The 21,028-nt window shown below is 65.9% G+C and carries 18 protein-coding genes; 11 read left to right on the top strand and 7 right to left on the bottom strand.

Going from position 1 to position 21,028, the window contains the following annotated elements; all coding sequences use genetic code 11:
* Positions 1-18: 18 nt before the first annotated feature.
* Complete coding sequence (locus tag VT03_RS06255) at positions 19-1,260, top strand: DUF3472 domain-containing protein (RefSeq protein ID WP_197489218.1); 1,242 nt, start codon at positions 19-21, stop codon at positions 1,258-1,260.
* Positions 1,261-1,732: 472 nt separating this feature from the next.
* Complete coding sequence (locus tag VT03_RS06250) at positions 1,733-3,085, top strand: MFS transporter (protein WP_082845991.1); 1,353 nt, start codon at positions 1,733-1,735, stop codon at positions 3,083-3,085.
* Between the two features lie 18 nt (positions 3,086-3,103).
* Here the strand turns inward: VT03_RS06250 and VT03_RS06245 are convergent, their stop codons facing one another.
* Complete coding sequence (locus tag VT03_RS06245; RefSeq protein ID WP_075092197.1) at positions 3,104-3,892, bottom strand: SDR family NAD(P)-dependent oxidoreductase; 789 nt, start codon at positions 3,890-3,892, stop codon at positions 3,104-3,106.
* A 55-nt stretch (positions 3,893-3,947) separates the two neighbouring features.
* Positions 3,948-4,991 carry a ferrochelatase gene (locus tag VT03_RS06240; protein ID WP_075092196.1) on the bottom strand — a complete coding sequence of 348 codons (1,044 nt, stop codon included), beginning with the start codon at positions 4,989-4,991 and terminating at the stop codon, positions 3,948-3,950.
* 645 nt (positions 4,992-5,636) lie between these two features.
* Between VT03_RS06240 and VT03_RS06235 the strand changes: the two genes are divergently transcribed.
* A complete protein-coding gene (locus tag VT03_RS06235; protein ID WP_075092195.1) occupies positions 5,637-6,845 on the top strand; it encodes a type II secretion system F family protein in 1,209 nt (402 codons plus the stop codon).
* Between the two features lie 814 nt (positions 6,846-7,659).
* Here VT03_RS06235 and VT03_RS06230 read toward each other — a convergent pair.
* The 3 genes from VT03_RS06230 to VT03_RS06220 all read right to left on the bottom strand — a co-directional run bounded on the left by VT03_RS06230 (position 7,660) and on the right by VT03_RS06220 (position 10,186).
* Entirely contained in the window at positions 7,660-8,133 is a 474-nt protein-coding gene (locus VT03_RS06230; protein WP_075092194.1) for a hypothetical protein, read from the bottom strand.
* A gap of 184 nt (positions 8,134-8,317) precedes the next feature.
* A complete protein-coding gene (locus VT03_RS06225) occupies positions 8,318-9,340 on the bottom strand; it encodes a 6-bladed beta-propeller (RefSeq protein ID WP_075092193.1) in 1,023 nt (340 codons plus the stop codon).
* Between the two features lie 276 nt (positions 9,341-9,616).
* Complete coding sequence (locus VT03_RS06220) at positions 9,617-10,186, bottom strand: DUF1579 domain-containing protein (RefSeq protein ID WP_197489217.1); 570 nt, start codon at positions 10,184-10,186, stop codon at positions 9,617-9,619.
* A gap of 205 nt (positions 10,187-10,391) precedes the next feature.
* Between VT03_RS06220 and VT03_RS06215 the strand changes: the two genes are divergently transcribed.
* From VT03_RS06215 to VT03_RS06195, 5 genes are all read left to right on the top strand, one after another.
* Positions 10,392-10,790 (top strand): ArsR/SmtB family transcription factor, encoded by a 399-nt coding sequence (locus tag VT03_RS06215; protein ID WP_075092192.1) that lies wholly within the window; start codon positions 10,392-10,394, stop codon positions 10,788-10,790.
* The gene (locus tag VT03_RS06210; RefSeq protein WP_075092191.1) at positions 10,787-11,272 is read left to right on the top strand and encodes an SRPBCC family protein; all 486 of its coding nucleotides are present in this window, start codon (positions 10,787-10,789) and stop codon (positions 11,270-11,272) included. The genes VT03_RS06215 and VT03_RS06210 overlap by 4 nt, the downstream gene beginning before the upstream one ends.
* A 486-nt stretch (positions 11,273-11,758) precedes the next feature.
* Positions 11,759-13,054, top strand: a complete 1,296-nt coding sequence (locus VT03_RS06205) for a flavin monoamine oxidase family protein (RefSeq protein WP_075092190.1) — start codon at positions 11,759-11,761, stop codon at positions 13,052-13,054.
* A complete protein-coding gene (gene thpR, locus VT03_RS06200; RefSeq protein ID WP_075092189.1) occupies positions 13,051-13,641 on the top strand; it encodes an RNA 2',3'-cyclic phosphodiesterase in 591 nt (196 codons plus the stop codon). The genes VT03_RS06205 and thpR overlap by 4 nt, the downstream gene beginning before the upstream one ends.
* Positions 13,642-13,735: 94 nt before the next feature.
* Entirely contained in the window at positions 13,736-14,254 is a 519-nt protein-coding gene (locus tag VT03_RS06195) for a GNAT family N-acetyltransferase (RefSeq protein WP_197489216.1), read from the top strand.
* 206 nt (positions 14,255-14,460) lie between these two features.
* On the opposite strand, the gene VT03_RS06190 is transcribed toward VT03_RS06195, so the two are convergent.
* Complete coding sequence (locus VT03_RS06190; protein ID WP_075092187.1) at positions 14,461-15,888, bottom strand: hypothetical protein; 1,428 nt, start codon at positions 15,886-15,888, stop codon at positions 14,461-14,463.
* 213 nt (positions 15,889-16,101) lie between these two features.
* Between VT03_RS06190 and VT03_RS06185 the strand changes: the two genes are divergently transcribed.
* The 3 genes from VT03_RS06185 to VT03_RS34960 all read left to right on the top strand — a co-directional run bounded on the left by VT03_RS06185 (position 16,102) and on the right by VT03_RS34960 (position 19,586).
* On the top strand, positions 16,102-16,692 hold the full coding sequence (locus VT03_RS06185) for an RNA polymerase sigma factor (RefSeq protein WP_197489215.1): 591 nt from the start codon (positions 16,102-16,104) through the stop codon (positions 16,690-16,692).
* A complete protein-coding gene (locus tag VT03_RS06180) occupies positions 16,682-17,917 on the top strand; it encodes a zf-HC2 domain-containing protein (protein ID WP_075092185.1) in 1,236 nt (411 codons plus the stop codon). Before VT03_RS06185 ends, VT03_RS06180 begins: the two co-directional genes overlap by 11 nt.
* Positions 17,918-18,095: 178 nt before the next feature.
* Entirely contained in the window at positions 18,096-19,586 is a 1,491-nt protein-coding gene (locus VT03_RS34960; protein WP_075092184.1) for a S8 family peptidase, read from the top strand.
* A gap of 34 nt (positions 19,587-19,620) precedes the next feature.
* On the opposite strand, the gene VT03_RS06170 is transcribed toward VT03_RS34960, so the two are convergent.
* On the bottom strand, positions 19,621-21,024 hold the full coding sequence (locus tag VT03_RS06170; protein ID WP_082845987.1) for a DUF1501 domain-containing protein: 1,404 nt from the start codon (positions 21,022-21,024) through the stop codon (positions 19,621-19,623).
* Positions 21,025-21,028 lie beyond the last annotated feature (4 nt).

The following is a 21,028-nucleotide window of genomic DNA, read 5'->3' as shown; positions in this document are numbered from 1 at the left end:
TCGGGGAGGGACGGAAGCGTGCTGTATCGAGTCGGATTCCTGCTGGCGCTGATGCCGGCGGTGCTGTTGGCGGACGAGGTTCGGATTCCCGGGCGAACGGCCTACTTCGCTCCCGATCCCGAGTCGGGACGTATGGGGCGCGAAGGGATCAATGGCTGGGGCGATCCCCAGCAGGAGATTGCCTGGTTCGGCGACTTCAAGACCACGGGGACCGTCAAAGCCGGGCTCGAGGTCAAGCTCACAGGGGATGTCCCGGTCGATCTGTCCCTGCAGATCGGGGACGAGACGCGCAAGGCACACGTCGACGCGGGGAACGGCACGCAGCGGGAGATCGCGTTCGGCGAGTTCACGATCGCGAAGACGGGATACGTTCCGATCGTGCTGCGTTCCGTTGAAAATCCCCGGACCGGCGTGGACCGGATCCAGGCGCTGATCCTGGAAGGGGAGCCGGCGACGACGGCCCACTTCAACCTGAAGCCCCGGCGGAACGCTGCCTCCGTCCATCTGGCCTACCCGACTCCGAAAGATGCGAAGGTCGAGTGGTTCTACAACGAAGTGACGGCGGTCGACGATCCCGTGACGACGTTCTACATGGCCTGCGGATTCCATCGCGGCTACTTCGGCATGCAGGTCAATTCCGAGACGGAGCGCCGGATCATTTTCAGCGTGTGGGACGCCGGTAACGGCGCCACGGCGGACAAGCGGGACGAAGTGGCCGAGGACAACCGGGTGTCGCTGGTCGGCAAGGGGGAAGGGGTCCACACGTCCGACTTCGGCAACGAAGGGACTGGCGGGCACAGCCATCTCAAGTACCTCTGGCGGACCGGAGAGCCGCAGCGGTTCCTGCTGACGGCCAAGCCTGTTGACGGGGAGAAGACGATCTACAGCGGGTACTACTTTCACCCCAACCAGAAGGCGTGGATGCTGATCTCCAGCATGCAGGCGCCGCGCGACGGCAGTTACCTGCGGGGCCTGCACAGCTTCAGCGAGAACTTCTCGGGGAGCACGGGACATCTGCGCCGGAAAGCGCTCTTCGGCCCGCAGTGGATCCGGACGGCGGATGGAACGTGGACGGAACTGACGCGGGCCACGTTCAGCCACGACGCCACGGGAAAAAAGGATCGCCTCGATCGGTTCATGGGTGTTGAGAACGGCAAGTTCTTTCTCTCTCATGGAGGGTTCGTGGACGGCTACACTGAGTACGGAACGCCATTCGACCGTCCGACCAGCGGGACGGCACCGACGATCGCGCTCCCGTAACGGGGCGCAGAACCGGGTCCAGGGGCACCCTGGTGGGGAGTGCAGAGGGGCAAGGCCCCTTTGCCCGCCAGAGGCCTGGCCCGTCGAGAGACGTCTGAAGGAGGGCATGTTTAAACGCGGACATCGTGTCGTATGCCCCCTCACCGACCCGCGGGGCTTGCAAAGCCAGCGGTGTGGATCGTGGGAGTCCTCATAGCTGGTTCCACAAAGGGGGCATCCGTTGTTTACCACAGTTCCTCGTGGAAGTGCCTCCGGCGGCAAGGGGTTGCCCCCTTGACCCCAGCTGCCGTAGCACGTTGGGTTTGAGCTATGAAATCCGTGCCGGCAAGAACGCGGTCCGGGTGAACACAGGGGCGGAGCGTGTTCGCTCCAGCGGCCGTCTTTCTCCAAAGTTCATCGGACAACCTCTCCACCGCGCGGCAGGGTGCCTACAATGCTGGCCCCGCCCCACACCGCGCCCACGTGAGCCGAAATGATTGACCCGGAGCCCGCCCCCTCCGCCGGGAATAATGACTTTCCCTCCAGTCCGCAGCCGTCCCTCACGCCCGCCGCGCCTCCCGTTCACGAATCGCTGATCCTGCTGATCCTGGCGTCGGTGCAGTTCACGAACATTGTGGACTTCATGGTCATCATGCCGCTTGCTCCCCAACTGGAGCGGGACATGGGGCTGACTCCTGCGCGGTTCTCGATGGTCGTCTCATCCTACACCTACGCAGCGGGGCTGGCGGGCCTTCTGGCCACCATGGTCATCGATCGTTGGCCGCGGCGGAGCGCGTTCCTCAGTCTGTACGCCGGGTTCCTCGTCGGAACGCTCGCCTGCGGGCTCGCGCCCAACTACGGAGCGCTGCTCGCCGCGCGGTTCCTGACGGGGGCGTTCGGCGGGGTCCTGGGGGGCATGGCCATGACGATCATCGGCGATGTTTTCCCCGAACATCGACGGGGGGCGGCGACCGGAGCGCTGATGTCCGCCTTCGCGATCGCCTCGATCTTCGGCGTGCCGATCGGCCTCACGCTGGGGCAGAAGTTTGGATGGCACACGCCGTTCTTCGTCCTCGCCGCTCTGGGTGTTCCAACGCTTTTGATGGCCCGGCGGACCATGCCGGCGCTCGACGCCCATGTCGGAAAGGTCCAGACCGAATCCGCTTTGGCGCGGCTGCGAGGCACTCTCGTTGAACCGAATCACCTGCGGGCCTTCGCCCTGACGGTCGCCATGCAGTTCGGGAGCTTTGCCGTGCTCCCGTTCATGAGTCCGTACCTCGTCGCGAATGTCCGCCTGCCGGAGAGCCATCTGGCGCTGCTTTACATCGTCGGAGGAGCGCTGACTCTCTTCGCCGCTCCGATCGCGGGGCGGATCGCCGACCGCCTGGGCAAGCTCCGCGTCTATCGGATGCTGGCGCCCGTCACGGCGCTGGTGATGATCGCCGTCACGAACCTTCCGCCGGTCTCGACGGCGCTTGCGGTGCTGGTCATGGCGGCCCTGATGGTCAGCAACGCGGGGCGAATGGTCCCGGCGATGGCGATGATCACCTCGAGCGTTCAGCCTCACCGGCGCGGAGGGTTTCTGGGTGCGAATTCCGCCGTGCAGCATATGGCGTCGGGCCTGGGGACCTCCGTGGCGGGACTGATCCTCGCCAAGGGAGCGGACGGGCGGTTCCTGCATTTTCCGGTCGTGGGAGCGATCGGGGCGGTCGTGACGCTGGCCAGCATGTGGATTGCCGGTCGACTGCGGATTGCCGATGCATCGCGGGAGGTTACCCTCGAAGAGTCCTTTGCGGCCGCGGCCCAGGCCACGGTCGAGCAGGCCGAACCGATCGTCGAGATTTGAGCGGGATCGACCGCCGCGCTACCAGGCGGTGTATCCGCCGTCGATGACGATCGCAGTTCCGGTCACGTAGCGGGCGGCGTCGCTCGCGAGGTAGACCGCCAGCGGTCCCAGGTCTTCCGGCTGGCCGAAGACTCCCTGCGGGATCTGGGCGACCGCCCGCTCCGTGAACTGCGGGTCCAGCCGCTGCCACCGCTGGTTGGGCTCCGTCATGAAGCCCCCCGGGCAAATCGCGTTCACTGTCACGCCGTGCGTCGCCCAGTCGGCCGCTGCCGCCTTCGTGAGCTGGATCACCGCCGCCTTGGCGGTCTCGTAGCTCCGGCCTCCCATCCCGCGGAAGATCACCTGTCCCGCGATCGACGCGATGTTGATGATCCGTCCGCCGCTGCCGGTCTCGCGACCGAGCATCGCCCCGCCGATGTGCTTCATGCACAGGAACGTGCTGGTCAGGTTGAGATCGAGGATCTGCCGCCACTCGTCGAGGGTCTGCTCCTGCAGCGGGACATTGATCCGCCGCCCGCCGACGTTGTTGATCAGAATGTCGAACGGCCCGTGGCGGTCGAGGGCGTCGCGGCAGACTCGCTCGCACTCCTCCGGAATACCGACGTCACCGACAAGAACTTCGCACGTCCTCCCGAGCCCCCGGATCTCGCCCGCGGTCGCCTCGAGGCTCGCCGCGTCCCGGCCGACCATGACGACGTCCGCCCCGGCCTCGGCAATCGCGAGAGCCATCTCGCGGCCCAGCCCGCGGCTGCCGCCGGTGATGAAGAGTCGTCGTCCGTCGAGTCGAAATGCGTCCGCGATGGTCATGAGACTGGAGTGGAAAGGGGGACCGGCCAGCGGACAAGCGCGTCCGCGCCGGCGGCTAGGTTGCGGGGCGGGAGGGACGTCCCGGATAAACGGGGGCGGGGCAGCAATTGGCCGCGCACACGTCCCAATTGGGGCCGTAGAGGCCGATCGCCTCGCGGGGGGCTTCCGGGTTGAGGCGCTCCTGAACGAGCTGGCGGATCATCCCCACGAATCGCGGGTGGATCCCAACCGTCGCGGCCCGGGCCATGGTGATTCCGTGCTCGGCGGAGACCTCCGCCGCCTGTTCGTCGAGGTCGAAGAGCACCTCCATGTGATCCGACAGAAAGCCGATCGGAGCGATGACGAGCGCCGGGTCTGTCTCTGGGTTGAGTGTCCGGATGAAGTCGCAGATGTCCGGATCCAGCCAGGGATCTTCGGGCCGGCCGCTGCGGCTCTGGTAAACGACCCGCCACTGGTCCGGGACGAGTCCGAGCGATTCGGCGACGAGCCGCGCCGTTTCGCCAAGCTGCTTCTCGTAGTCGCAGCCGGCGGCCATCGAGCTGGGAATACTGTGGGCCGTGAAGGCTACGAAGGGGCGGGTCTGGAGTGCGGCCGGCAGGGACTGGATCGCCGTGCGGACCTGTTCGCTGTTGGCGGCGATGAAGTCCGGGTGGTTGTAGAAGACGCGGATTTTGTCGACGTTCGGGGCATCTTCGCCAACCTGTCGCTGCGCGGCCTCGATGTTCTCGCGATACTGGCGGCAGCTCGAGTAGGAGCTGTAGGCCGAGACGACGAAGCCCAGCGTGCGGCGGACGCCGTCGGCTTTCATCTGGGCCAAGGTGTCTGGGAGGTAGGGCTTCCAGTTTCGGTTGCCCCAGTAGATCGGGAGGGCGAGATCGTGGGCCGCGAAGTCCGCCTGAACCGCCGCGATCAGGTCCCGGACCTGGGCGTTGATGGGGCTGACGCCGCCGAAGTGGTTGTAGTGCTCCGCCACTTCCAGGAGCCGTTCCCGGGGGACGTTCCGTCCCCGGAGGACGTTTTCCAGGAAGGGAATGACATCGTCCGGTCCTTCCGGGCCGCCGAAGGAGATGAAGAGCAGGGCGTCGTAGGGAGCGGTCAAGCGAACCTCTTGTGGTGGAGAGATGATTATGGTGGATCGGGGCGGGATGGCCAGCGGCGGAGAGGGGGAGAGAGAGTAAGGCGGTAGGCCGAAGGCGGAAGGTAGAGAGGGTGGCTAACCGTGCCGCAGGCGTTCGCAGGGCGTACCGAGGCCGACGGGTGTGGAGGGCGCAACCCAACCCGGCTGGCCGACCGGGTCCAGGGCGGATGCCCTGGTGGCTTGCAGGGGCCACCCCCTGCCCGCCGGAGGCTTTGGCTCGTCGGGAGTTGTCTGAAGGAGAGTGTGTCCAAGCGCGGACGCCGTGTCGGATGCCCCCTCACCAACCCGCGGGGATCGCAATTCAATGTGTGTGGTTTGAAGGAGCCCTCAACGCTGGTTCTACAAAGGGGACATCCGTTGTGCCCCGCGGTTCCTCGTGGAAGAGGCCTCCGGCGGCAAGGGGTTGCCCCCTTGACCCCGGCTGCCGTCGCACGTTGGCGTTGAGCTATGGGAACTGTGCCGGCAAGGACGCCGTTCGAACAACGGAAAAGCCCGTTTGCCCCGCCCACAAACCTGAGCGTCCGCTGAATCCTCCGAAAACCCGGTTTGAATCGTCTGCCAAAGCCCCCGTATGATGACAGCCCCTTCCTTCTGGCTTGAGCGGTCGTGGCGGACTACGAATACACAGCACGTGACCTCACCGGCAAACAGGTAACCGGACTGATCCCCGCCGGGAGTCAGCAGGAAGCCCTCGTTGCGCTCAGCACAAAGCAACTCTTCCCGATCAAAGTCACGCTGGCCGAGTCCGGCGAGGTCAACCGCAAGTCGGCGACCCGCGGCGTCAGCCCGAAACATCTGGCCCTCTTCTACTCCCAGCTCGCGGACCTGCTGAAGTCCGGGGTACCGCTGCTGCGCTCGCTGGAGCTGCTCGAACGGCAGGCCCGCCTGCCCGCCATGAAGTACGTCCTCCAGGAGGTCCGCGGCGAAGTCGCGGACGGGACGCGAATGTACGAGGCGATGCGGCACCACCCCAAGGTGTTCCGCGAGCTCGTCATCAGCATGGTCCGCGCCGGGGAAGAAGGGGGATTCCTCGAAGACGTCCTCAAACGCGTCGCGCTGTTCACGGAGCACCAGGAGAAGATCAAGTCCGAGGTGATCGGGGCGATGATCTATCCCTCGTTCCTCCTGATCTTCGGCTCGGTCGTCGTGATGGTCCTGATGGTGTACTTCGTCCCGCAGTTCGAGCCGATCTTCGAGCGGATGCGGGAACGGGGTGGGCTCCCCTGGGCGACCTCAACCCTGATCGCCATGAGCGACTTCGCCCAGAAGTACTGGTGGGTCGCCGTCGGGGCGATCGCGGGAGCCGTCGTGGGGATCCAGCGGTACCTGGTGACCGAGAAGGGGCGGTGGCAGTTTGACCGGTTCCGGCTCCAGGCCTACGGGGTGAACCGCATCGTCCGGAGCCTGGCGATCGCCCGGTTCTGCCGCGTGCTGGGGACGCTCCTGCGGAACGGCGTGCCGATCCTGCCGTCGCTGCAGATCTCGAAGGACGCCACGGCGAACCTCGTTCTCAGCAAGGCGATCGAGGACGCGGCGCAAAACGTTTCGACCGGGAAGTCGCTCGCGCGGCCCCTAGGACAAAGCAAGGAGTTTCCCGAGGAGGTCGTGGAGATGATCTCGGTCGGGGAAGAGGCGAACAATCTGGAAGAGGTGCTGATCAACATCGCGGACAACCTGGAGATCCGGACGAATCGCGAGCTGGCGATCGTGGTCAGGATGCTGGAGCCGCTGATGCTGCTGGTGATGGCGGCGATCGTGCTGTTTGTGGTCGTGGGTCTGATGCTGCCGATTCTGCAGAGCTCGTCGATTGTGTAGGAAGTTTTCAGTCGTCGGTTTTCAGTGGCGAGCGGGCTACGGTCAGGGGGCGGGGGCAATCGCAGAATCGTGGTCCGTCGAGAAGGGCGGCTGATTCCGTGGTCTTGAACCACGTTCTTGCCGGAACGACTCGATAGCTCAAACCCAATGTGCGACGGCCGCTGGGGTCAAGGGGGTACCCCTTTAAAGGTGATCTTAACTGGCGACCGCAGGGGTGGTTACGACGTTTTGCCTCCATTGACTCCGCAGTTGACAATTCGAGAGGTTCTTGGTCTCGAAGAGACAGGCAGTCGACATCCGCGTTAAGTCCTGGGGAAACTGGCCTGGAAATTACGAAGCTTGTTGATCTAACGCATTGTATCTGCCAGGCACCTTTAAAGGGGTAGGTCAAGGGGGCCACGCCCCCTTGCCGCCGGAGGCACTTTCGATGATGAACCGTGGACACAACGGATGTCCCCTTTGTGGTACCAGCGTTGAGGACTCCCTCACATCACACCGCTGGCTTTGCAATCCCAGCGTGTGGGTGGGGGGGACATACGGCACGTCGTCCGCGCCTGGACACTCATTCCTTCAGACATCTCCCGACGAGCCAGGCCTCCGGCGGGCAGGGGGCGTCGCCCCCTTGCATCCCCCACCAGGGCGAGCCCCTGGACCCCGCCTCACTCGCGCAATGGATCATCCGCCCCTTGAAGGCCTCGCCCCCGCCGAGCCGTCCAAGCCATAGCGGACACTGGAACGAGCCGTGCCTGCAAAAAAAGAGACGCGACCGGTGGGGTCGCGTCTCTCTCGAATGCTTCAGGCGGAAAACCGACGATCACTCGTCGTCGTCGCCCATGTCCAGATCGTCCAGCGGTTCCGGCATATCGTCCTCTTCCTCGGACTCGCGCTCCTTCTTAGCCTTGGCGGCGGCGCGGCGGGCGCGGGGCGAGGTATCGTACTCGTCGTCCTCGTCCAGAATCGGCCGGGGACGGGCGATGCCGTCGGTGATGACTTCCTTGATCGGCTGGATGAAGTAGAGCTTCTTCCCCTTGGAACGGAGCTGCTCGAGTTTCTCCTCGGCAGCGGCCTTCTGGTCGTAGGCGAAGCGGGCTTCTTCCTTGAGGGTTCCGCTGAACACGCCCCAGCTCAGCCGCTTGCGGTCGGCAAGCTTGGTCTTGCGGCGGGTCGGCTTCTTGGCGGCCGCCTTTTTCGCTTTGACCGGGGCTTCTCCGCCCTCTCCCCCTTCACGCGCGGCGACAGCTTCCGCCTCGCGGCGCTTGTCCAGTCGGGTCGAGCCTCGACGAGCCATTCACGAATCCTCTGTCAGTTCTGCGAACCGGTGTTCATTTGGCCGGCCCGGAAGCGTCCGGAGCCTGCCAAAAAGCTCAGGATATCAGGATTTTCGAAAACCTCCACAGTGCCGGCTGGGGCGGTTTCCAGCGATTCGAGGGCCGATTTCGCCCGGAAATCGAGCGAAAACGGCCTCTGGCAAGCTATTTCACGCGGACGAGCTTCATGATCCGGCCGGAGACGTTCCAGTCCTGGACGTAGAGGTTGCCGTCCTTGTCCCAGTAGGAGCCGTGCGTCCCGCTGAAGAATCCTTCCTTCCACTGGTCCTGCGGCACGTTGAAGTTGCGTCCGATGGCCGGATCGGGATTGTACCCCAGGACCGCCATGATCGTGTTGGATTTATCGAGGATGACGACGCGGCCCAGGAGGTCCGGCACCGAGACGTAATCCCCCTGGATCGCCACGGAGGTCGGCATTCCGAGGCCGGTCACGACCTCTTCGATGAAGTTACCGTCGAGGTCGTAGTGGACCAGCCGCCCCTTCGGTGCGTGGTTGCGGTCGCAGATCAGGAGGCGGTTCGGCTCGTACCGCGTGTCGAGGGTCATGCCGTGGGCGGTATTGAACTCCTTGAGGTCGTTCCCCTTGGTCCCGAAGTGCTTCTTGTACTTGCCCGTCTTGTCGAAGATGAAGATGTGGTTGCTGGCGTAGCCGTCGGAAAGATAGATGTCGCCGTTCTTGGCCACGGTGATTGCGGTCGGGCTGAACTTCTTGAGGTCGAGTCCGGACTCCGGCGGGAACGGGAGCTTGAGGACAATGTCCCCGGTCTCGGCGTTGAACTTGATCCCCTCTGCGTTGGCATTGCGGGCGCCGTAGATGAACTCGGTGCCGTCTTCGTCCCGGATCTCCATGTCGTGGAGATTGGAGTATTTGTCCCCCAGGAACCTACGGGCGATCTTTCCTTCGGGCGTGAAGGCGAAGACTCCCATGCTGGAGCTGGTGTAGATCAGGCCGCCCTTGTCGACCACCACGCCGCCGTGGGTCGAGCCGAGGACCGACTTGCCGTCGTCTCCCAGTCCCCAGCCGGGAACCGTGTCGAAGGTCATGATCCCGCAGCCCATCCGGACCGGCTGGACGGCGGCCGTCGAGGCCGCTGGCTCCGCCGAAAGGACGGGGTGGACAAGCCCGAACATGACCGCGACCGCGACGGAGAGCGAACGGAACAGCATGGCGAAGATCCTGAACAGACAGGTGGGCCGAAGGAGGAATCCGGTCCGACCTTGCGGTGTTGGCGTGCACCCAGCGAGCGGACCGGCAGACGCCCGCGAGTATCAGGCAATGCCCGCCGTCTTTCAACGCGGCCCGAGGAAGTCGCTCCCGCCGGGATCGCCCTCTCCCGGCACCGTACCGCCTTGTCGCTGAAAACTGACGATCGAGAACTCATCACTCCAAACAAAACGGGCCCGCACGTGGCGGGCCCGCGAGGCATTGCGAGTCGGACCTTCTCACTTCTTGCGGACGGAGGTGCCGCTCATGAACGTGACCCACTTGCCGTCATCGCCCAGCATCTTCGACGAGAAGGTGATGTGGTCCTTGTCCGTGAACTCGTAGATGTCCTGGAACTTGGTCATCTTCCCGTCGGACATGAAGTTCGGGCCTTCGGCTTCGAGGGTCAGGATCTTGCCGGTCTTGTCGACCGTCCCCTGGTACTTCCACATGTGGTCGGTCATCGAATCGACCCAGGTTCCGACGTAGGCCTTCTTCTTGGCGTCGTAACCGATCGTCTGCAGGCCCGTGAACGACATCCCCATCATCTCGGACTTCATCTCCGAAGCGATCCAGAACCCGCCGAGGGCCTTGGAGGTAATCGTCCCCTTGCACTGCATGTCCGGCTGTCCCGGTCCCATGGAGGCCTTGGACTCGGAGTCCCACTCACCGATGAATTTCTGAAGCCATTCATGCTCCTTCTGCGGAGCGGGCATCATCGGTTCGGCCCCCCTTGCGACGGAGGCCACGGGGGCGAGCGAGACCAGGGACAGCGCGGCCAGGACGGTGAATGCGGCGGCGAATCGCATGACTCTTCTTCCTTTCATCGGACAAAACCTGCGGTCCTCGGCCGCCACGCGGCGGTCGGGACGATCCAGCGAGAACATCTCACCGGCGGCCGAAGGGGAGGGGAACGGGCCCGGAGGACCTGACCAGTTTGTCATGTTCCCCGCTTGACGACCATCCGGCGGCATTATAAATAACCAATAGGTTATAGAACAAGGAGGTTATTCAATGGTCTCTGTTTCCCCATCCAGCGACCCGTCTGCCGCCCTGACTGCGACCTTCGCCGCGCTCGCCGATCCGACCCGCCGTGCCATTCTGGCCCGTCTGGCGGAGGGGGATGTCTCGGTGATGGAGCTCGCCAAACCGTTCGCGATGAGTCAGCCCGCCATCTCCAAGCACCTGCGGGTGCTGGAGCGGGCGGGACTGATCAGCCGCGGGCGGGAAGCCCAGCGTCGTCCCTGCCACATCGAGAGCCAGCCCCTGGCCGAGGCGACCGACTGGCTTGAGAACTACCGCCGGCTGTGGGAGGCGAATTACGAACGCCTGGACGCGGTCCTGGAAGAGCTCAAGGCGGTCGGCCAACCCGACAAACCTCCCCGTTCTCCCCGAAAAGGAAAGTCCCGATGAAAGCGAACCGAAAGCTGATCGTCGAAACGCCGTCCGATCGCGAGATCGTCCTCAAGCGGCAGTTCGATGCGCCGCGGGCGGCCGTGTTCCGCGCGCTGACGGAGCCGGCGCTGCTCCGCCGGTGGATGCTGGGGCCTCCCGGCTGGACGATGACCGTGTGCGAGATTGACCTGCGGGTGGGCGGCGGTTTTCGGTATGCCTGGAAGAACACGGACGGGACCGAGATGGCGATGCGGGGGACGTATCGCGAGATCCTCGCGCCGGAGCGGATCGTCAACACGGAGCAGTTCGAGTTCGGCTGTGAGACGCAGGCGGGTGAGCAGATTGGGACCGCGGTTCTCGCGGAGGCGAACGGGGTGACGACGCTGACGACGACGATTCTCTATCCTTCGAAAGAGGCGCGGGACGGCACGATTGCCTGTGGGATGGAGATGGGTGTTGCGGCTGGATACGAACGGCTTGACGGGGTTTTGGCTGCATGAGGTGCATACTCTGGCCGCGTCCTCGCCGGCACTGCGTTGATAGCTCAGACCCAACGTTCCACGGCAACCGGGGTCAAGGGGGTCTCACCCCCTTGCCGCCGGAGGCGCTTCCATGAGGAACCGTTGTAGGCAACGGGCGACCGCTTTGTGGAACCCGCGTTGAGAACTCCCTCAAAATACACCGCTGGCTTGGCAATCCCCGCGGGTTGGTGAGGGGGCATCCGGCACGGTGTCCGCGTTTGGACACACTCTCCTTCAGACATCTACCGACGAGAGGGCCTCCGGCGGGCAAGGGGGCGTGGCCCCACTTGCATCCCCCACCAGGGTGCCCCTGGACCCGACTCTTCAGGGGCCAGACACGTTCGTGTCGTCCTGACGCCGCAGCGTACAATTCATCGGCCAGCAACCCCCAAGGGCAGGCGCGCCACAGTCCACAATGCGGACGTGCCGCTCCACGGGAGAAGCGGCACATGGATTTTTGCCCCAATGTCAGGTTCTCCCATTCTGATCCTCGGCGGCGGAGCAGCCGGACTCGCGGCCGCCCGCCGTCTCTCGGCTGCCGGCGTCGACTCCGTGATTCTCGAGAGCCGAAGTCGCCTCGGCGGCCGGATCGTCACCGACCGCTTCTCCACAGGTGAGCTCTGCGACGGCGGTCCGGAGTTCCTCCACGGCTCGTCCCCCCTCTTCGACGAGATCTTGCAGGAAGCGGGAATCCGCAGCGACACGATGCCCGACCGGCATCTCGTCCGAGAGGGAAACGAACTCGTCGAAACACGCTTCGGCGGCGAGTGGGAAACGATCTTCGGCCGTCTGAACGACTACGACGGACCAGACCTCTCCTTCGCCGAGTTCCTGAGACAGTTCTGCGAAGACGTCCCGGCCGACGCCCGGCGGATGGCGACCGAGTACGTCGAGGGCTTCAACGCGGCCGATCAGGAGCTCATCAGCATCCGCTGGCTCCGGTCCTCCGAGCAAAGCGTCGGCGTCGACGAGCAGGGGATCCGTCGACTTCAGGGAGGATACGATCAGGTCGTGGCGGCCCTGGAGAAGAGCGCATCCCGGTCCCAAATCGAACTGGAGACGGACATCACCCACGTCTCCAGCGAACCGGGAACCGGCGTCCGTGTGACCGCGACTCGCTCGGGCGGGCCGCGGACCTACGAGGGGCGCTGCGCGATCGCGACCTTTCCGATCGGCGTTCTCCAGGCGGGCGTCCTCCGCTTTGTCCCCGACAGCGTCCGCCGGTCCGACGCGATCCGCGGATTCCGGATGGGGGAGATCATCAAGGCGGTGCTGCTGTTCCGGGAGCCGTTCTGGCGGGACACCCTCGCGGAACTCGGCGGCTTTCTGCATGTCCCCGGCCGGACCTTCATGACCTGGTGGCCGCTGGGCGAGAGCCGGGTCCTCACCGGATGGTCGGGTGGACCGCGTGCCGGAGCGATCAGCCGAATGTCGACCGAGGAGATCCGGCAGGTCGCTCTCGACGACCTCGCCGAAGGATTCGGCCTCCCGGCTGCGGAGATCGCCTCGCACCTCGTCGAGGATTGGGTCTACAACTGGTGCCAGGACCCCTGGGCCCTCGGTGCCTACAGTTACGCGACCGTTGGGCACGCCGAGGCCCACGCCCCGCTCCAGGCGCCGGGCCCGGGTGGGCTGTTCTGGGCGGGCGAGGCGACCGACGCCACTTTCCCGGCCACGGTGGCGGGCGCGATTCACAGCGGGGACCGGGCGGCGCGGCAGGCTCTCGAATGGCTCTCCAGCCAAGGGGCTCCGCGGACGTGACGCTTCCGCCGCCCACTCCCGACGAGACACCCGGGACGATCCGGACCTTTGTCGGCGTGCCGATCCTCGCCACGCCGCAGATGGTCGCTCTCCATCGACAACTTCAGGACCTCCGACGAGAAGTTCGCGTCGTCGAACTCCGCCAATGCCATCTGACGCTCGCGTTCCTCGGTGAGACGCCTGCCGGGGCGGTTCCGGCCATCTCCGGTGCGATCGCAGAGAGCATCCGAGGTGTTGAGCCCTATTCAGCTCGTCTGACCGGTCTGGGAACCTTCCCCGATCTCCGACGTCCGCGGGTCGTGTGGATGGGACTCGCTCCGGATCACCCGCTGAAGCTCATCGCTGCGCGGCTCCAGGCCGCTCTCCCGGAACTCGGTCTCGCGTGCGACCGGAAGCCGTTTGCCGCGCACGTCACGTTGGCCCGGGTGAAGACACCAGACTGTCCCGGACTGAAATCACTCCTCCGCGACGAGGCGTCCACAGCGTTCGGCGAACCGCGGATCGAAGCGGTCTGCCACTACCGATCGGAGTTGTCCGCGGCGGGCCCGGTCTACAGCATCCTGAGCGAGCATCCGCTGACCGGTTGAGGGTGCGGCTGGCCATCCGAGGCGTCGCCCGCGAACCCCGCCGGATCGGGCGTGTCTTCGTCCCTTGCACATCGTGACGCAGGGCGAGGGGAACGTGATCCACCTGATTGAAATTGGGCCCGCGGGAGAGATCGAGACGGACTGTCCGCTCCCCGCCAGGGCTACCTACGAGATTCGAAACGCCACGGCCGACCTCTACCGCCGCGCCGGGTTCGTTCGTCCGTGGACCGGGTACTTCGCGGAATCCCAGGGGCGGATCGTCGGAGCCTGCGGCTTCAAGTCGCCGCCTGACTCCACCAACGGTCCGTCGCGTGTCGAGATCGCCTACTGCACATTCCCGGAATTCGAAGGGCGAGGGATCGCCACCGAGCAGGCCCGCAGGCTGGTGGCGATCGCCCTCAACGCCTATCCGGAGGTCCTGGTGACGGCCCAGACGCTGCCGCACGAGAGTCCCTCCACGTCGGTCCTCCGGAAACTCGGGTTCCGCTGCGTGGGCTCCGTCCTGCATCCCGACGACGGGCTCGTGTGGGAATGGCATCGGGGCGCGAGCGGATTTCTTCGCCTCGGCGGCCACCTGGGACGGATGCAGCGGGCTCTGTCCGCCCTGCGCTGAACGCGTAGCGAAGACGCCCCCTCAGACCTCACCGCTCGCTTTGCAATCCCCGCGGGTTGGTGAGGGGACATACGGCACGATGTCCGCGCTTGGACACGATCTCCTTCAGACATCTCTCGACGGCCAGGCCTCCGGCGGGCAAAGGGGCGTTGCCCCTCTGCACTCCCCACCAGGGGTTACCCCCTGGACCCCGGTGATGAAGCGCGCTACCGCGTCTGCAGCTCATTCTGCAACTGGTTCAGCAGACGCTCCGCCTCAGTCCGCACCGTCTCCTCGCGGGCAATCGACTTCGCCCGCGCCAACGCCGGCTCCGCCAGCCGCCCCAGCGCCAACAGATCCGCCGGAATCGGAGCCTCCTCAATCCGAGCCCCACCCGCCGCCTTGATCCGCTCCGTCCGCTCCACCGCCGACTTTCCAATCGTCTCGAGAACCCGCGTCTCGTCCGACTTCGTCATTACCTCCAGCCGGGCCACCAGAACCCGCACCGTCTGCTGCGGCTTTGGCTCAATCGTCAGCGGGAGAATCTCATCCGTCGCCGCCTGCGGCAGACAGTAGAACACCCGCGTCCCGATTTCCGTGAACCACGAGTCTTCCCACGTCGCCACCATCGCCCGCGCCTCTTTCTCGTAGAGACCTTCCGATACGAGCTGCGACACGATCTCGTCGTAGAACTTGTTCCGATCGGTCACGAGGTGCGGACCATCGAAGACGACAGGCGACCCGACGGGAACCTTGGCAACTCGCGTCCGCCACAACGTCGGTCGGCCGTCGGCACCGCTGCGGACCTGCACCAGGAACGCCCCGGTCAGGGGAGCATCCCCCTTGTTGATCAGACTCACCTGTCCGGAGGCGTCGGCGGTGGCTGTCACCGGCAGCTCGAACTTCCCGACACCGCGATAGAACAGAAACTTCTCGAGGTGCCGCCGGCCCGGCATGTTGGAAAACCCGTCCAGTTCGTCGATCACCGGTTTCGCCGGAAGCGGTTCAACAGTTCGGACAAAAGCTGAGTCCGTCGCGCGGGCCGCCGTATAGTGGCCGTTGCCGGGAAGGCAGAGGTTCTGCAGGATCTGCTGCTGGAGCCACTCGGCGTCCTTGGGGTCGGACACCTGCGGGCGGAAGGCGCTCGCGGGGATCAACTGGACCGTTCCCCAGTCGAGGCTGGAGTTCCCGATCGTCTCACCCGTCGTCGTGCCCACCTTCCGGTCGAAAGCGGGCAGAAACGACTGCACGGGGGGATAGAACTCTGTCAGGAGCCCCTTCGGGAAATCAACCTTCACCCGGATCGATCGTTCCCGCTCCGTATAGAAGTAGGTCACCGGCGTCTCCATCCGGACCTTGCCGCGGATGCGTCCCTTGGACCAGGGGGAACCAAATCCGAAGGCCCGGTCCCGGACAAAGTCGGGGAGGTCGCTGTAGGCGGCCGCGAGCGGACGGAAGTCGAGCCGGATGCCGTCGGAGCCGGAGAACGTCGTAAACGTTCCCCACTCATGGACGATCAGGTCGTCGCCGGTGGCAGTCGCCGGCAGGATCTTGTTCGGGGCCGATTCCGCGGAACTCGGCGCCGCGGCGCGGACCACCCACGCGGCGCACAGACAGGCGCCGACGGGAAGCAGATAAAACCACTTGCGATTCATGGCAGACTCCTTCGGGACCCGGGACGGTGACACTTCAAGGAGAGGTGACACGGACCGATGCCACCTCTCCTGCTAAGTCGCTCGGGCGTCGCGGGGAGGCAGGGGGATTCTCCAAAGATTCAAAAAACGGTAGATCGGCCCGGATTTGCCCGGTCTGCGGCACGTCTGGCACCGACTTCCTCGGGCCGCATCCGGGCGGGTGCGGTGGAAATCGTGTGGTCATTCCAGGGACACTGTCTTCCGGTGGAGACTCCGGACGAACAGCTCGTGCAGCGAACGGTGGCCGGCGATCGCGCGGCTTACGGGGAGCTTGCGCGCCGCTGGTTCCGGCGGATCCTGGCGCTATGCCACTCCCGTCTGGCATGCCGCGCCGACGCGGAAGACGTCGCCCAGGAGACCCTCCTGCGAGGGTTTCAGGATCTCGGGCGGCTCCAGCATCCGGAGCACTTCGGCGCCTGGCTGCGGTCGATCGCGATCCACGCCTGCGTCGACCGCGTCCGGTCCGCCCGCCTCCGTCCGAGCCGGAACGGCGATGCGGTCCTGACGGTCTCGTCCGCGGAGCACCCTCCTGAGCGGACAGCCGCGGCGGCGGAAGAGCAGGCGGCCGTTCTGAGGCACGTGCAGTCACTCCCCGAGGAACTGCGGGAAGTGATCCTGCTGCACTACTACGATGCAATGACTTACGACGACATGGCCCGGTGGATCGGAGTGGCCCGCGCGACGGTGAGCGACCGGCTCGCGCGCGGCCGGGAGATCCTGAGGCGGCAACTCCTGACCGTCGGGAGGACGCTCCATGAGGTGTGACGAACTCTCCGACCGGCTCAGCCCCTATTTCGACGGCGTGCTTCCGCAGGCCGACGCAGAAAGCGTCGGCGCGCATCTGGCGACCTGCTCCGACTGTGCCCGCCGGCTCGACGACCTGCGCCAGGTCGACCGCCAGTTGCGGGCGCATCTCGTCGTTCCTGATGTCGAGGCGTTCGTCGCGCGCCTGCAAACACAGATCGGTTCCCCGCCTCCCCGCCCGGCGAAGGCTTCGGTTCCCTCGGCGCGCGGTGCCGGATGGCTCGGGCTCCTGTTTGCCGCCGGACTCCTGGTCGCCGTGGCGATCGGCCTGCGGGCGGGGCGCAAGGCGACCCCGATCGCCTCCGCGGCGGGTTCGACGCGACTGGTCCGGGCGACCGGCCCGGTTGAAGTCATCAGCCCGTCCGGGAAGCGGACGAGCCTGATCCCCGACCGACCGGTTGTCCTGACGGATGGCGCCCGCGTCCGGACCGGCCCCGACGCCCTCTGCGAGCTCGAAACCGGCTGCCAGGGAATCGTCCGGATGGATGCCGGGACGGAACTGGTCGTGCATCCTCTGGAACGCGTGGAACTGGTCGAAGGGCAGGTGTGGGCCCAGGCGGCCCGGCAGTGCGAACTGGGGATTCAGCTCGGGACGCGGTCCGGCGTCGCCCCCCGGTTATCGGTGTTCCAATGCCCCACCTCCTCCGAACTGCAATGGTCGGTGAAGACCGACGCCGTCTCCTGCACGGCCCTCACGGACCACGCTCTGGCGCTGGAGACATCGGCGTCGGCCATCCAGATTCCGCCGGAATCGTGCGTCGAGATTGTCGGCGGAAAGCCGGCCGAACGCAGCCGCAAGATGGACCCGCTGGCCGCGACCCGGTGGCAGCTTCCGCTGCTCGTGATGAAGACGCCGCAGGACAGCGAGCTCCAGGCCCGCCTCGATGCGGTCCTCGCCACGATCGGGGAGACGAAGCTGGGCTACGTCTATGAGGAGGACCTGCTCAAGCTCGGGCCGGCCGGGGCGGAGCCGCTCCTCGCCTATATCCGGTCGGACCGTTCCAAGGAGAATCCCGAGCGTCGCCGCCGGGCGATGCGGATTGCCGGGCGGATGGTCTGGAAGGGGCAGATCAGCGACCTGGCCGACCTGGCGGGGGACGGCGATCCGGAAATCCGCCGGATCGTCCGGGAGACGGTCGAGCGGCTGCAGGGGATTGGAGCGTCCAAGGCGGCGACCGATCGCTGACTGCGGCGCCGATGCGTCGTCCTCGGAACGAATCTCCGCCTTGCCCCCTGGGAATGGGGATGCGAAGCTACGTCGTCGGGCGAATTGAGGGCGACGGCGCGGACCACGGACCGAGGACACCGGCCCGGCGCGCTGCAAGGAGTCCCTCGGTTCGACTTCGCGTCGGGAGGCTGGGCGAATGGGCAGGCTGCCACTCTGTGGACTGACGGCGTTCCTGATTCTGGTCAGTTCTCACGGTTCGGCCGCGCGGGCCGAGGACTCGATTCCCGTTCTTATCCGCTTCAATCGCCGTCCCGCTCTCGCGGAAGCGGGGATCGTCGAGAAGCACCGGGGCCGGGTGCGGAAGCAGTTTTCCCTCGTGCCGGCGATCGCCGCCGAGATGCCCGCTTCGGCGGTCGCCAAGCTGCGGGGTGAAGCGGGGGTCGTCACGGTCGAGGCCGACGAGCGGGTCGATGCGCACGACATCAACACGGTCTGGGGCGTGCGGCGGATCGGCTGCGGGCCCGTCCATGCCGGGACCTTCAATTACACCGGGGCGATCCCGATCCTCGGGCGATCCGTCCGCGTGGCGGTCATTGACACGGGAATCGACTACCGGCACCCGCAACTGGGGCCGCGGTACCGCGGGGGCTACGACTTCGTCAACAACGACTCCGACCCGATCGACGATCACTACCACGGGACGCATGTCGCCGGCACGGTGGCGGCGGTCCGCGACGGAGTCGGTCCCGTGGGAGTCGCTCCCGAGGTGGACCTGTACGCGCTCAAGGTCCTGGGAGCCGACGGCAGCGGGGCGTACTCGAAGATCATCTCCGCCCTCCAGTGGTGCGTGCAGAACAACATCCAGGTCGCCAATCTCAGTCTCGGGAGCACGTCCAATCCCGGCACGATCGTGAAGCAGGCGTTCGACAACGCCTATGCGGCCGGCGTGGTGATTGTCGCCTCGGCGGGGAACGAGGGGCCGGGAGCGGACACGGTCGGCTATCCGGCCCGCTACGACTCTGTGATCGCCGTCGGCTCGACAACGACCTCCGACACCCGCTCCAGCTTCTCGAGCACCGGCTCAACGGTGGAGCTGGCGGCGCCGGGATCGTCGATCTTTTCGACGTACCCCAATGGGGGCTACGCGACCCTGAGCGGGACGTCGATGGCCTCTCCCCACGTCGCCGGCGTCGCCGCACTGATCATTGCCGCGGGGGTCCCCGACCTCAACGGCGACGGGCTGCTGCACCATGAAGTCCGGTCCGTGCTGCAGGTCTCGGCGCACGATCTGGGGACCGCCGGACGCGACAACGAGTTCGGCTACGGACTCGTCGACGCCGAGGCGGCGGTGATCACGGCATTCGATCCCGACAACTACCAGCCGGTCCAGCCGACTCCGATCTTCAACGCGCCGACCAGCCTCATCGGTTCGAATTCCCGGACGATGGTGACGCTGATGTGGCAGGACAACGCGAACCAGGAAGACGGGTTCGAAATCCAGTACGGGACCGGAAGCAAATCGGCGATCAACTGGGTGACGATCGGCCGCGTCGGCGCGGACACCACGTCGTATTCGTTCCGGGCCTGGCGGTCCGGGATCGTGTTCCGTGTTCGCGCGACCCGCGGATCGGGAGCGAATTTTCAGGCCACCCCCTGGAGCGACATGATCCGCCTGAACGTGCGGTAAGCCGCTTTCGCGGCGGCCGCGCGGGGGGCGGGTCTCAGACCAGTTCCGGAATCGGCCGGCCCCCTTCGACGATGATCGGCATCGGACGGCCCTGGAGGTTGGTCCACTGGGATTCCAGGTCGATCTCCAGGTGCCGGAAGACGGTCGCGGCGAGGTCCTGCGGACGGACAATGCCGCTCTGGATACCGTATCCCTTGCTGTCGGTGCTGCCGATCACCTGGCCGTGCCGCAGGCCGCCCCCCGCGACGAGCATCGACATGACGCTCGTCCAGTGGTCGCGGCCCGCTTCCTTGTTGATGACCGGAGCCCGGCCGAACTCGCCGAGCATCAGGACCAGGGTGTCGTCGAGGAGGCCCCGTTCCTCGAGGTCGTTCACGAGGGCGAACATGGCCCGATCGACTGTGGGGAGGATCGGAGTGAGCCCCTTTTCGATCCCGCCCCACTGGACGTTGTCGCCGTGGTGGTCGAAATAGCCCCACTTGGCGCTGACGGTCGTGTAGCTCACGCCCGCCTCGACCAGCCGCCGGGCCAGCAGGACCTTCTCGCCGATCTCGTTCTTGCCGTACTTGAGGCGGGTCTCGTCCGATTCCTTGTTGAGATCGAAGGCCCGCTGGACGTGGCCCCCCAGGACCATGCTGTACGCCTGCTGGGTGTAGCGGTCGAGTTTTTCGAGGGTCGCCTTCTGGTCGAGGTCCTGCCGCAGCCGGTCGAACGACTGTCGCAGCGACTCCCGGTCTTCGAGCCGCGACGCCTCGATCCCTTTCGGCAGCGCGAACTTCCCGACGACATCAAGGCCCTTGATGGCGGAGAACTGCGCGCCCATGTCCCCGGATTCGTAGACGTCCGCGACCCATGAGGGGGCGAGGCCGACGAATGCCGGCATGTCGGGATGGTTGGAGCCGCGGAACTTGGCGGCGACGGAGCCCATCGAGGGCCAGCCCGCGCCATCCTTGCCGTCATCGGTCCGGCGGGCCAGGGGGTTCCCGGCCTGGAAGGTAATCGGCGTATGGTTGCTCGACTGGCAGTCGACTCCGCGGAGAACCGACATCTTGTCGAGGATCGAGGCCTGGAGCGGGAGGTGCTCGCAGAACTGGACACCCGGCAACTTGGTGGCGATCGGGCTGTAGGGGCCGCGGATTTCCGTGGGGGCTTCCGGCTTGGGGTCCCACATATCGATGTGGCTGGGCCCTCCGGAGAGCCAGATCAGGATCACGGACTTCTTGGAGTTCGGCTTCGTGGCAGCCGCTTCGGTTCCGGCCCGCAGCAGCGAGGGAGACATCAGTCCCCCGAGGCCGGCGAGTCCTGCTTTGAGGAACCAGCGGCGGGATTGGACGGTGATCGGGCTTTCGAGCGGCGACTTGAGTCCGGCGAGAGCGGAGGAGGTCGAGGGAGGGACCGGCGGGAGGGAGGACGCGAGGGGGGCGGCGGACGATTCCATGCGG

This window comes from Planctomyces sp. SH-PL14 (genome assembly GCF_001610835.1).
GTDB lineage: Bacteria > Planctomycetota > Planctomycetia > Planctomycetales > Planctomycetaceae > Planctomyces_A.
The sequence above is the reverse complement of the archived record's forward strand: the minus strand, read 5'-3'. Positions and strand labels throughout refer to the sequence as shown.